This is a genomic window from Vogesella fluminis (genome assembly GCF_014652335.1).
Lineage (GTDB): Bacteria > Pseudomonadota > Gammaproteobacteria > Burkholderiales > Chromobacteriaceae > Vogesella > Vogesella fluminis.
Window position 1 is genome coordinate 61,444 of record NZ_BMYP01000013.1, and the last position, 12,722, is coordinate 74,165.

The 12,722-nt window shown below is 62.7% G+C and carries 12 protein-coding genes; 9 read left to right on the forward strand and 3 right to left on the reverse strand.

What is annotated here, in order from left to right; all coding sequences use genetic code 11:
• Nucleotides 1–97 precede the first annotated feature (97 nt).
• Both rpmG and rpmB read right to left on the reverse strand, forming a co-directional pair.
• Nucleotides 98–253 carry a 50S ribosomal protein L33 gene (rpmG, locus tag IE083_RS06975; RefSeq protein WP_047967345.1) on the reverse strand — a complete coding sequence of 52 codons (156 nt, stop codon included), beginning with the start codon at nt 251–253 and terminating at the stop codon, nt 98–100.
• A 36-nt stretch (nt 254–289) separates the two neighbouring features.
• The gene (rpmB, locus tag IE083_RS06980) at nt 290–523 is read right to left on the reverse strand and encodes a 50S ribosomal protein L28 (RefSeq protein ID WP_026107616.1); all 234 of its coding nucleotides are present in this window, start codon (nt 521–523) and stop codon (nt 290–292) included.
• 344 nt (nt 524–867) lie between these two features.
• Between rpmB and pyrG the strand changes: the two genes are divergently transcribed.
• The 5 genes from pyrG to IE083_RS07005 all read left to right on the forward strand — a co-directional run bounded on the left by pyrG (nt 868) and on the right by IE083_RS07005 (nt 6,950).
• The gene (gene pyrG / locus IE083_RS06985) at nt 868–2,508 is read left to right on the forward strand and encodes a CTP synthase (protein WP_189352896.1); all 1,641 of its coding nucleotides are present in this window, start codon (nt 868–870) and stop codon (nt 2,506–2,508) included.
• Nucleotides 2,509–2,570: 62 nt separating this feature from the next.
• Nucleotides 2,571–3,422, forward strand: coding sequence for a 3-deoxy-8-phosphooctulonate synthase (gene kdsA / locus IE083_RS06990; RefSeq protein WP_189352897.1), 852 nt, complete (start codon nt 2,571–2,573; stop codon nt 3,420–3,422).
• 86 nt (nt 3,423–3,508) lie between these two features.
• Nucleotides 3,509–4,792, forward strand: coding sequence for a phosphopyruvate hydratase (eno, locus tag IE083_RS06995; RefSeq protein WP_189352898.1), 1,284 nt, complete (start codon nt 3,509–3,511; stop codon nt 4,790–4,792).
• A gap of 3 nt (nt 4,793–4,795) precedes the next feature.
• On the forward strand, nt 4,796–5,089 hold the full coding sequence (ftsB, locus tag IE083_RS07000; RefSeq protein WP_047967340.1) for a cell division protein FtsB: 294 nt from the start codon (nt 4,796–4,798) through the stop codon (nt 5,087–5,089).
• Between the two features lie 73 nt (nt 5,090–5,162).
• The gene (locus tag IE083_RS07005; protein ID WP_189352899.1) at nt 5,163–6,950 is read left to right on the forward strand and encodes a GGDEF domain-containing protein; all 1,788 of its coding nucleotides are present in this window, start codon (nt 5,163–5,165) and stop codon (nt 6,948–6,950) included.
• Nucleotides 6,951–7,054: 104 nt separating this feature from the next.
• Here the strand turns inward: IE083_RS07005 and IE083_RS07010 are convergent, their stop codons facing one another.
• Nucleotides 7,055–7,933: a LysR family transcriptional regulator gene (locus IE083_RS07010; RefSeq protein ID WP_189352923.1), complete on the reverse strand. Its 879-nt coding sequence runs from the start codon at nt 7,931–7,933 to the stop codon at nt 7,055–7,057.
• A gap of 177 nt (nt 7,934–8,110) precedes the next feature.
• Between IE083_RS07010 and aceB the strand changes: the two genes are divergently transcribed.
• The 4 genes from aceB to IE083_RS07030 all read left to right on the forward strand — a co-directional run bounded on the left by aceB (nt 8,111) and on the right by IE083_RS07030 (nt 12,693).
• Nucleotides 8,111–9,706, forward strand: coding sequence for a malate synthase A (gene aceB / locus IE083_RS07015; protein ID WP_189352900.1), 1,596 nt, complete (start codon nt 8,111–8,113; stop codon nt 9,704–9,706).
• 219 nt (nt 9,707–9,925) lie between these two features.
• Complete coding sequence (locus IE083_RS07020) at nt 9,926–10,894, forward strand: ABC transporter substrate-binding protein (protein ID WP_189352901.1); 969 nt, start codon at nt 9,926–9,928, stop codon at nt 10,892–10,894.
• A gap of 108 nt (nt 10,895–11,002) precedes the next feature.
• Nucleotides 11,003–11,902, forward strand: a complete 900-nt coding sequence (locus tag IE083_RS07025; protein WP_189352902.1) for an ABC transporter permease — start codon at nt 11,003–11,005, stop codon at nt 11,900–11,902.
• Nucleotides 11,899–12,693, forward strand: coding sequence for an ABC transporter ATP-binding protein (locus IE083_RS07030; protein ID WP_189352903.1), 795 nt, complete (start codon nt 11,899–11,901; stop codon nt 12,691–12,693). Before IE083_RS07025 ends, IE083_RS07030 begins: the two co-directional genes overlap by 4 nt.
• The last annotated feature ends 29 nt before the right edge of the window (nt 12,694–12,722 follow it).

Sequence of the window (12,722 nt, forward strand, 5' to 3'; positions counted from 1 at the left end):
GCCGCAGCGTGTCCTTGCTGCTCGATAAGCGCAAACACCAAACAAAAAGCCCTTTGACGAATCAAAGGGCTTTTTTCAACAAGACAACCAGACTGAATTACTTCAATTTGATTTCCTTGTACAGAACATGCTTGCGAGCAACGGGATCAAACTTTTTGATCTCCATTTTCTCAGGCATCGTACGCTTGTTCTTGGTGGTAGTGTAGAAATGACCGGTACCTGCGGTCGATTCCAGCTTGATCTTGTCGCGCATGGCTATTCCTTATTGTCGATTTCGTCGGTCGAAAAATTACAGCTCGCCGCGAGCACGCAGGTCGGCCAGAACGGCGTCGATGCCTACCTTATCGATGGTACGCAGTGCTGCGTTAGAAATACGCAGACGCACCCAACGATTTTCGCTCTCTACCCAGAACTTGCGATATTGCAGGTTAGGCAGAAAACGACGCTTGGTCTTGTTATTGGCGTGGGACACATTGTTCCCGGTCATCGGACGCTTGCCGGTGACTTTGCAAACACGCGCCATGGTTCATCACTCCCAAAAGCCGGTATAAAAATGAACTTATACCATATTAAGAAGCCATTCGACAAGACGGCGCCCTGCCGTAACCCCGACAGTATCACCCGCCATGCTTGAGCGGCCAAAAGAATCCGCAATCATACAACAAGGCGCCGCCATGCGCACGCTTTAATTGTCATGCAACACGGACAGCAACGGGAACTGTCGCGTGCATCACGAAATATGCACCATCCGCCACATGCGACACCGGCCGAACGGTTACAGACAAACAGCAGGCCGCCATAGCATTTCCCATTCAAAAAAGTGCGGCTTTCGGTTAAAATCACAGATTCCAACAGAGTTGCATTCCCATGACCAAGTACATCTTCGTAACCGGCGGTGTGGTGTCCTCCCTCGGCAAGGGCATCGCCGCTGCGTCCATCGCCGCTATCCTTGAGTCTCGCGGGCTTAAAGTCACCATGCTGAAGCTCGACCCCTACATCAACGTCGATCCGGGCACCATGAGCCCGTTCCAGCACGGCGAAGTCTTCGTGACCGAAGACGGTGCGGAAACCGACCTGGATCTGGGTCACTACGAGCGCTTCATCAAAGCCAAGATGAAGAAAAGCAACAACTTCACCACCGGCCAGATCTACGAATCGGTGATCACCAAGGAGCGCCGCGGCGACTACCTGGGTGGCACCGTGCAGGTGATTCCGCACATTACCGACGAGATCAAGCTGAAAGTACGCGAAGGCGCCGGTGACGTGGACGTGGCCATCGTGGAAATCGGCGGCACTGTCGGCGACATCGAATCGCTGCCCTTCCTGGAAGCGATCCGCCAGATGCGCTCCAACCACGGCCGCAAGAACACCCTGTTCGTGCACCTCTCCTACGTGCCTTATATCGCCACCGCCGGCGAGATCAAGACCAAGCCGACGCAGCACTCGGTGAAGGAGATGCGCGAAATCGGCATCCAGCCGGACATCCTGCTGTGCCGCATGGACCGCGAGCTGCCGGAAGACGAGAAGCGCAAGATCGCGCTGTTCTGCAACGTGGAAGAGAACGCGGTGATCGGCTGCTACGACGCCGATTCGATCTACAAGGTACCGGGCATGCTGCACGCGCAGGGTATCGACGACATCATCGCCGAACAGCTGCAGCTGGAGTTGCCGAAAGCGGACCTGACGGTGTGGAACGGCATCATCGACGCCATCGAGCACCCGCAGCACGCGGTCAACATCGCCATGGTCGGCAAATATGTCGACCTGACCGAATCGTACAAATCGCTGACCGAGGCGCTGAAACACGCCGGCGTGCACACCCGCACCAACGTCAACATCATCTACGTCGACTCGGAAGAGATCGAGCGTGACGGCGCCGAATCGCTGAAGGACATGGACGCGATCCTGGTCCCGGGCGGCTTCGGCAAGCGCGGCGTGGAAGGCAAGATCAAGGCGGTGAAATTCGCCCGCGAGAACAACATCCCTTACCTCGGCATCTGTCTGGGGATGCAGATCGCGCTGATCGAGTACGCCCGTGACGTGGCCGGCATGGCTGGCGCCAACTCCACCGAGTTCGACCTCGACACCGACTACCCGGTGGTGGCACTGATCGACGAGTGGGTCAACCACGACGGCAAGATCGAAACCCGCGACGAGAACTCCAACCTCGGCGGCACCATGCGCCTGGGCAGCCAGCAGTGCGAGCTGGCCGCCGGTTCGCTGGCGGCACGCGTGTACGGCAGCACCGAGATCACCGAGCGTCACCGTCACCGCTACGAAGTCAACAACCACTACGTTGGCCGCCTGTCGGACGCCGGTCTCACCATCAGCGGCCTGTCCGCCGGCCACGAAAAGCTGGTGGAAACCATCGAGCTGGGCAACCACCGCTGGTTCTTCGCCTGCCAGTTCCATCCGGAATTCACTTCCACCCCGCGTGACGGCCACCCGCTGTTCATCGCCTACGTCAAAGCGGCGCTCGCCTACCAGGCTGATACAGCCAAGGCTTGATGCCATCCAGGGTTGGCCGCAGCACTGCGGCCAACCCTGTTTCCAGCTGAAGGACACACACCATGAAACTCGCCGGATTCGAAGTCGGTCTTGACCACCCGCTGTTCCTGATCGCCGGTCCCTGCGTGATCGAGAGCGAACAGATGGCGCTGGACACCGCCGGTCAGCTGAAGGAAATCGCCAGCGAACTGGGCATCAACTTCATCTACAAGTCCAGTTTCGACAAGGCCAACCGCTCCTCCGGCAAGTCGTTCCGCGGCTTCGGCATGGAACAGGGCCTGCGCATCCTGGACGAAGTCCGTCGCCAGATCGGCGTGCCGGTGCTGACCGACGTGCACACCGAGGAACAGGTGCCGCACGTTGCCGCCGTCGTCGACGTGCTGCAGACCCCGGCCTTCCTTGCGCGCCAGACCGACTTCATCCGCGCCGTCGCCGTGTGCGGCAAGCCGGTGAACATCAAGAAGGGCCAGTTCATGGCGCCGGGTGACATGAAGCACGTGATCGACAAGGCACGCGAAGCCGCGCTGGAAGCCGGCCTCGACCCCGACAGCTTCATGGCCTGCGAGCGCGGCGCCTCCTTCGGCTACAACAACCTGGTGTCCGACATGCGCTCGCTGGCGATCATGCGCGAGACCGGTTGCCCGGTGGTGTACGACGCCACCCACTCGGTACAGCTGCCCGGCGGCCAGGGCACCAGCTCCGGCGGCCAGCGCGAATTCGTGCCGGTACTGGCGCGTGCCGCGGTGGCCACCGGCATCGCCGGCCTGTTCATGGAGACCCATCCGGACCCGGCCAAGGCCATGTCCGACGGCCCCAACGCCTGGCCGCTGCCGCGCATGAAAGAGCTGCTGCACACGCTCAAGCAGATCGATGCGCTGGTCAAGGGCCAGCCGTTTGCCGAACAAACGCTGTAACAGGTTGATTTCACGGCCAACCTGTTGCAAGGTTGGCCGCACCGTATTCCGGTTTGACTAACCTAGACCCCTTGAAGGAAACATTCATGAGTTCGATCATCGACGTGATTGCCCGCGAAATCCTCGATTCCCGTGGCAACCCGACAGTTGAAGCCGACGTCTTGCTGGACTCCGGCGTGATGGGCCGCGCTGCTGTACCGTCCGGCGCCTCCACCGGCGAGAAGGAAGCACTGGAACTGCGCGATGGCGACAAAGGCCGCTACCTCGGCAAGGGCGTACTGAAAGCCGTTGAAAACATCAACACCGAAATCTGCGAAGCCATCATCGGCCTCGACGCTTCCGACCAGGCCTTCATCGACAAGACCCTGATCGAGCTGGACGGCACCGAAACCAAATCCCGCCTTGGCGCCAACGCCATGCTGGCGGTATCGATGGCCGTGGCCCGCGCCGCCGCCGAAGACGCCGGCCTGCCGCTGTACCGCTACCTCGGTGGTGCCGGCCCGATGGCATTGCCAGTACCGATGATGAACGTAATCAACGGTGGCGCCCACGCCAACAACACCCTCGACATCCAGGAATTCATGATCCTGCCGGTCGGCGCCTCCACCTTCCGCGAAGCACTGCGCTGCGGCGCCGAGATCTTCCACGCGCTGAAGAAGCTGTGCGACAGCAAGGGCTACGCCACCACCGTCGGCGACGAAGGCGGCTTTGCGCCCAACCTGACCAGCCACGAAGAAGCGATCACGCTGATTCTGGAAGCCATCGACGCCGCCGGTTACGTTGCCGGCCAGGACGTGATGCTGGCACTGGACTGCGCCTCCTCCGAGTTCTACAAGGACGGCAAGTACCACCTGACCGCCGAAGGTCTGTCACTGTCCTCCGAGCAGCTCACCGACTACCTGGAAACGCTGGCCAACAAGTACCCGATCATCTCGATCGAGGACGGCATGAGCGAGCACGACTGGGACGGCTGGAAGATCCTGACCGAGCGTCTGGGCGAGCGCGTGCAGCTGGTCGGCGACGACCTGTTCGTCACCAACCCGGCGATCCTGGCCAAAGGCATTGAAGGCGGCCTCGCCAACTCGCTGCTGGTGAAGGTAAACCAGATCGGTACCCTGTCGGAAACGCTGAAGGCCGTCGACCTGGCCAAGCGCTCGCGCTACACCAGCGTGATGAGCCACCGTTCCGGCGAAACCGAAGACAGCACCATCGCCGACCTGGCCGTGGCCACCAACTGCATGCAGATCAAGACCGGCTCGCTGTCGCGTTCCGATCGCATGGCCAAGTACAACCAGCTGCTGCGTATCGAAGAAGAACTGGGTGATGCCGCCTGGTACCCGGGCCGTGCTGCCTTCTACCACCTGAAATAAGCAATGCGCTGGCTGACCCTGACGCTGATTGTCCTGATCGCTGCCCTGCAATGGCCACTCTGGCTAGGCAAGGGCAGCTGGCTCAGGGTCTGGCAACTCGACTCCCAGGTCGAGGAACAACGTGCGGCCAACGCAGTCCTGGTTGGCCGCAACGCCGCACTTGATGCGGAAGTACGCGACCTGAAGCAAGGATCGGCCGCAATTGAAGAGCGGGCGCGTAATGAACTTGGTATGATCCGTAACAACGAGGTGTTTTTTCAGTTGCTGGACAATAGCACAGCCTCGGAGACTCCATAGCCGCACCGGCTTTGACCTTCACTGCAGGCTCAAAAACATAATGGCTGCTTATAAAAGCTCCAGGGTCTGGTCCATGACGACGCACAATCCAATCGACACCGCGCGCGAGACGCTGAAACAGCTGACGCAGCGCAAACTCCTCCCGACTCCCGACAATTTCGAACGCGTTTACAGCGAAATCATGGGCATCCCCGTCGATGCCCGCACCAACAAACTGGCAGACCTGCTGCTGCGCGCCTACGAGAGCCTGCCGGCAGAAGACGCCTCCGCCAAGATCGCCATCGCCAAGCTGCGTCGCGCCATCGACGATGAAAAATGGGAACTGGTACCGCAGCTGACGCTGGAACTGGCCGATCTCAACAGCCGCAACCGCCAGCTGACACAAAACTGGGGCAGTTTGCTGCAGGACCTGATGAAGGCCTGGGAGCTACGCAACCCGGCCCTGAGCCAGAGCTACAAGCAGGCAGCACTGGAACGGGTGCTGCTGTCCTTCGGCAACACCCCGGACGAACTCAACGAAAAACTGCACAACCTGGTGAAAAGCTGGCTGCAGCCCGCCGCCGGCCAGGACGAGGAACAAGAAACCGGTACCGCCCGCAACAATACCGAGACCACCGTCGCTACGCCTGTCCACGAGACAAACGATGGCGACCGCAGCCAGGTATGGAAGGACATTTTCGACTACACCCTCAAGTTCGGCATCGAGCCGCGACTGGTGCACTATCCGGAACTGTCGCAGCATTTCAGCGATACCCGCACTGCACTGGCCAGCATCAGCAGCAGCCACGATATCGACAATTTCTTCCCGCAGTTGCGCGGCTTCCTGATCCGCCTCGAACTGCAGGCGCAGGACGACGAACGGCTGGTCACCGGGCTGTCCAACCTGATGCAGCTGATGCTGCAGAATGTTGCCGAGCTGAACCAGTCTGACAGCTACCTGGTCGGTCAGATCAGCGGTCTGCAGCAGATCCTGGCGCAGCCCAACATCTCGATCCAGCACATCTATCAGCTGGAGGCCAGCCTCAAGGAAGTGATCCACAAACAGGGCAAGCTGAAGCATTCGCTGGACGAAGCCACCAGCTCGCTGCGCGCACTGTTGGATACCTTCCTCGACAAGCTGTCGTTGATGAGCAACAGCACCGGCGATTTCCAGCAACGCCTGCACAGCCACAGCGAAAACATCCGTAGCACCCGTGACGTCAACCAGTTGAACAGCATCCTGCAGTCATTGCTGAGCGATACTGCCGACATGCAGACCAACCTCAGTGAATCGCATGGCGAACTGCTGGCAGCACGCAACGAGGTGCATAGCGCGCAGCAGCGCATCAGCGAACTGGAGCAGGCGCTGGAAGCGGCCAGTGCCAAGATCAAGGAAGACCAGCTCACCGGCGCCTACAACCGCCGCGGCCTGGAAGAACACTTCGAACGCGAGATCAGCCGCGCCAAGCGCAGTGGTCAGCCGTTGTCGGTGGCACTGATCGATGTCGACAACTTCAAGCAGCTGAACGACCGTTACGGCCACCTGACCGGTGACGATGTGCTCAAGTATCTGGTCGAGCTGATGCATCGCTCAATGCGCAGCTCGGACATCGTCGCCCGCTTCGGCGGCGAGGAATTCGTGGTGCTGCTGCCGGATACCGGCATCAGCGAAGCCATCGAACTGGTGCAGCGCCTGCAGCGCGAGCTGACCAAGAACTTCTTCCTCGCCAATCAGGACCGGCTGGTAGTGACCTTCAGTGCCGGCGTCGCACAGTGGCACCTTGGCGAATGCGACACCGACGTGATCGAACGTGCCGACGGCGCCATGTACCGCGCCAAGCTGGCCGGCAAGAACCGCACCCTGTCGGCGGAAACACCCTGACCTTACCCAACGGGCGGCCGCACCGGTGCGTGCCGCCCGCCTGTCCAGTCCCCGCCCCGCAATCGCGGACCAGCCACCCCAAGGTTGGCCGCAAGCCTGTCCCGTCAGTCCCAGTAACCGGGGCTGCTGTAACGCTCCTTCAGGTAGTCGATGAACAACCGCACCCGCCCGGGCAGGAAGCGCCGCTGCGGCACCACCGCATACACCGGATAATCCGGCGACGAAAAGCGCTCCAGCACCGTCACCAGCCGGCCATCGGACAGGTCGTCCTTTACCTCCCACAACGAACGCCACGCCAGTCCCAGCCCGGCCAGCGCCCAGTCGTGCAGCACTGCACCATCGTTGCACTCCAGCACGCCGCGCACGCGCAGGTTGAGCAGCTCGCCGTCGACCTTGAAGGTCCAGCCGCGGCTCTGGCTCTCACCCAGCGACAGGCAGTTGTGGCCGGCCAGATCCTCCAGCGTATGCGGGATGCCGTGCCGCGCCAGATAGGCTGGCGATGCCACCACCACGCGGCGGTTTTCCGCCAGCCGCACCGCCACCAGCGAGGAATCGGCCAGATCGGAAATGCGGATGGCGCAGTCGATGCGGTCGCGCGCCAGATCCACCAGCCGGTCGGACAGATCCAGCGTGACGCGCAGATCGGGATGCGCCTGCTGGAAGGAGGCGATGTGCGGGGCCACGTGGCGGCGACCAAAACCGGCCGGCGCCGACAGCCGCAGGTGGCCGCGGGCACGGCCGCTGCCGGAGGCCACCGCCGCCTCGGCCTCGGCCAACTCGGCCAGGATGCGCTGGCAATCCTCGAAAAAGGCGCTGCCCTCCTGCGTCAGCGTCACGCTGCGCGTGGTGCGCACCAGCAGCTTGACCCCCAGCCGCTCCTCCAGCGCATCCAGGCGCCGGCCTATCATCGCCGCCACCACGCTCTCCTGCCGCGCCGCCGCCGACAGGCTGCCCAGATTGACCACCGCGACAAAGGTTTCCATCTGCTTCAGCACCGGGCATTACCTCACAAAAAGTAAAATATGTTTCGCGATCTTACCGGATTTTCCCGTACTGCCGCATGCTAAACTGCCATCGCAAAGCAAGCAGTTGCTAAGCAGGATCATAAATAAAAACAGAAACTTGCCGCCACCACCCGACAAGCACAGGAGAGAACACCCATGACGCAGGTCCTGCCGCCAGGCGTACACATCAACGCCCCGGTCACCAGCACATTTGCCGGTATCCTTACCCCCGAGGCACTGGCCTTTGTCGCCACGCTGCATCGCCGCTTCGAGCCGCAACGCCGCGAGCTGATGCAGCGGCGCCAGCAGCGCCAGGCCAGCCTCGATGCCGGCACCCTGCCCGACTTCCTGCCGGAAACCGCCGCCATCCGCCAGGGCGACTGGCAGATCGCGCCGCTGCCGGCCGAGTTGCACGACCGCCGCGTCGAAATCACCGGTCCCGCCGAGCGCAAGGTGATGATCAACGCGCTGAACTCCGGCGCCAGCGTGTTCATGGTCGATTTCGAGGATGCGCAATGCCCGAGCTGGGACAACCAGCTGCAGGGCCAGATCAACCTGCGCGACGCCTGGCGCAAGACGCTGGCTTACCACGGCCACGACGGCCGCCACTACCGTCTCAATGACGACATCGCCACGCTGATGGTACGCCCGCGCGGCTGGCACCTGCCGGAAAAGCACCTGCTGATCGACGGCCAGATGGTCAACGGCGGCCTGTTCGATTTCGCGCTGTCGTACTTTCATAGTGCCGCCGAGCTGCACAAGGTTGGCCGCGCGCCCTACTACTACCTGCCCAAGCTGGAGTCGCACCTCGAGGCGCGGTTGTGGAACGATATTTTCATCTACGCCCAAGAGCTGCTGCAGCTGCCGCGCGGCAGCATCAAGGCCACCGCGATGATCGAGAACATCCTCGCCGCCTTCGAGATGGACGAAATCCTGTACGAGCTGCGCGAACACAGTGCCGGGCTCAATGCCGGACGCTGGGACTACATCTTCAGCTGCATCAAGCACTTCCGTCACAATCGCGAGTTCTGTCTTGCCGACCGCGAGCGCATCACCATGCGCGTGCCCTTCATGCGCTCCTATACCCTGCAACTGATCAAGACCTGCCACCAGCGTGGCGCGCCGGCCATCGGCGGCATGTCGGCGCTGATCCCGATCAAGCACGACCCCAGCAGCAACGAGCTGGCGCTGGCCGAAATCCGCGCCGAAAAGGAACGCGACGCGCGCGACGGCTACGACGGTGGCTGGGTTGCCCATCCCGCGCTGGTGCCGCTGGCGCACGAGGCCTTCCGCAGCGTGCTGGGCAGTGCCGTGCACCAGTGGCAGCGCCAGCGCGACGACGTGCTGATCACCGCCGCCGACCTGCTCAACTTCCAGCCGGAAACGCCGATCACCGAGCACGGCCTGCGCAACAACATCAACGTCGGCATCCAGTATCTCGGCGCCTGGTTCAGCGGCAACGGCTGCGTACCGATCCACAACCTGCTGGAAGAGGCCGCCACCGCCGAGATCGCCCGCTCGCAGATCTGGCAATGGATACGCAGCCCGAAGGGGGTGCTGGACGACGGCCGCAAGGTGACGCTGGGCCTGTTTCGCGACCTGGCCGCCGACGAGATCAACAAGCTGCGCGCCGAGTACGGCAGCCGCTGGCGCCGCCAGTTCGAGGACGCGGCGCAGCTGTTCGACCTGCTGATCAGCAGCGACGAGTTCATCGACTTCCTGACCCTGCCCGGTAACGAGTATCTGGACTGAGCCGTCGCCCTGCCCATTTTGATAGCAAACAGCGCCCAGGCCCCGTTATGGGGCCTTTTCATTTCGCAATGCCCCAAGTAATGGCAGATTGCTTCTCTTGGATACAGTATTTGAAATATTATTGCGTCGCACAAGCTGAAATTACCGTCACTTTGCAATATCATTGCGCAAAAGCCGCACTACCAAACCAACAATACCATCCAGAACAAAGGTATCGCCATGATGCACCTCCCTCGCCACACCGCCCTGGCCGCACTGCTGGCCGCCAGCCTCAGCCCGTTCGCCACTGCCGCCGACATGAAATCGGTCGCCGTCACCGCCATTGTGGAACACCCGGCGCTGGATGCCGCACGCAAGGGAGTGGAAGACGAGCTGAAGGCTGCCGGCTTCGAGGCCGGCAAGCAGATCAAATACCAGTACCAGAGCGCACAGGGCAATCCGGCCACCGCTGCGCAGATCGCCCGCAAGTTCATCGGTGACGGTCCGGACGTGATCGTGGCCATCGCCACGCCAAGCGCGCAGGCCGCCGTCGCCGGTACCCGCAGCATTCCGGTGGTGTTCACCGCGGTCACCGACCCGGTCGCCGCCAAGCTGGTACAGAGCTGGAAAGCCGGCAACGGCAACGTCACCGGCGTCTCCGACATGCTCAAGCTGTCGTCGCAGGTTGACCTGATCGGCAAGGTGAGGCCGGGCGCCAAGCGCGTCGGCATGGTGTACAGCCCGGGTGAGGTCAACTCGGTGATCGTGGCCAAGGAACTGAAGGCCGAGCTGGCCAAGCGCGGCATGACGCTGGTGGAAGCCCCGGCACCGCGCACCGTGGACGTGGCCCCGGCCGCCAAGAGCCTGATCGGCAAGGTCGACGTGATCTACACCAGCACCGACAACAACGTGGTGTCGACCTACGAGTCGCTGGTCGGCGTGGCGCAGCAGGCCAAGATCCCGCTGGTGGCCGCCGATACCGATTCGGTGAAGCGTGGCGCCACCGCGGCGCTGGGCCAGAACTACTACGACATCGGCCGCCAGACCGGCAAGCTGGTGGTGCGCATCCTGAAGGGCGAGAAAGCCGCCGCCATCGCACCGCAGGTCGGCGAAAAGCTGTCGCTGACGCTGAACCAGGGCGCGGCGCAAAAACAGGGCGTCACCCTGTCGCCGGCGCTGCTGAAGGAAGCCAAGGAAATCATCAAGTAATGCCAACGTTGGCCGCAGCCACCGTTGCGGCCAACCTTGTTCACCCCGCGCTCCGCGATGCCCGATTACCGATTGGCGCACAGGAGCGCTTGTTATTGCAGGTAAGCCATGACCCCTATCGCGTTGATGGGTGCCCTGGAAATCGGTCTGATCTTTGCGCTGGTGGCGCTGGGCGTGCTGATTTCCTTCCGCATCCTTGATTTCCCCGACCTCACCGCCGACGGCAGCTTCCCGCTGGGCGGCGCCGTCGCCGCCACCCTGATCGCCGGCGGCCACGACCCGTGGCTGGCCTGCGGCTTCGGCGCGCTGGCCGGCGCCGTGTCCGGCCTGGTCACCGCCTGGCTGCACGTGCGCCTCAACATCCTGCAGTTGCTGGCCAGCATCCTGGTGATGATCGCACTGTACTCGATCAACCTGCGCATCATGGGCGCGCCCAACATGCCGCTGATCGGCTCGCCGACGGTGTTCGCGCCGTTCATCGGCGAGGCGCTGGAAAACAGCTGGCTGGTGCAGCCGGCGGTGCTGGCAGTGATCATCGTCGCCGCCAAGATCGCGCTGGACCTGTTCTTTGCGTCGCAGACCGGCCTCGCGATGCGCGCCACCGGTGCCAACCCGCGCATGGCGCGGGCGCAGGGCGTGGCCACCGAGCGCATGGTGCTGTCCGGCATGGCGCTGTCCAATGCGCTGATCGCGCTGGCCGGCGCACTGTATGTGCAGACCCAGGGCGGCGCCGATGTATCCATGGGCGTCGGCACCATCGTGGTGGGGTTGGCCGCGGTGATCATCGGCGAAACCCTGCTGCCGTCGCGCAAGCTGTGGGTGATCACGCTGGCCACCATCATCGGCGCCCTGCTCTATCGCCTGCTGATCGCGGTGGCGCTGAACGCCGACTTCATCGGCCTGCAGGCGCAGGACCTGAACCTGATCACCGCGCTGCTGGTGGGTGGCGCGCTGGTGCTGCCACAACTGAAAGCCAAACTGCGCCGCAAAGGAGGTAAAGCATCATGATGCGTGCCGAACAGCTGTTCAAGACCTTCAACCCCGGCACCCCGATCGAGAATCCGGTGCTGCGCGGCCTGTCGCTGACCATCGAATCCGGCCAGTTCGTGACCGTGATCGGCAGTAACGGCGCCGGCAAATCCACGCTGCTGAATGCAATCTCCGGCGACCTGTTCGTTGACAGCGGCAGCCTGCACATCGACGAGCAGGAAGTCACCCGCGTGCCGGCGTGGCAACGCGCCGGCATGGTGGCGCGCGTGTTCCAGGACCCGATGGCCGGCACCTGCGAAGGCCTCAGCATTGAGGAAAACATGGCGCTGGCGTGGCATCGCGGCCGTAGCCGCGGCTTTGGCCGAGCCATCCGCGCCGAGCAGCGCGAGCTGTTCCGCGACAAGCTGGCGATGCTGAAGCTGGGGCTGGAAAACCGCCTCGCCGACCGCATCGACCTGCTGTCCGGCGGCCAGCGCCAGGCGGTCAGCCTGCTGATGGCCTCGCTGCAGCCGTCGCGCATCCTGCTCTTGGACGAGCACACCGCGGCGCTAGACCCGAAAACCGCCGCCTTCGTGCTGGAGCTGACCGACCGCATCGTGCAGGAAAACAAGCTCACCGCGATGATGGTCACCCACTCCATGCGCCAGGCGCTGGATCACGGTCACCGTACCGTGATGCTGCACCAGGGTCGCGTGGTGCTGGATGTCAGCGGTGAGCAGCGCAAGCAGATGCAGGTCAGTGACCTGCTGGCGATGTTCGAGAAGACCCGCGGCGAACAGATCGACGACGACGCGCTGCTGCTGGGCTGAAACCGGCGAGCGCACCCGACAGCACGGCC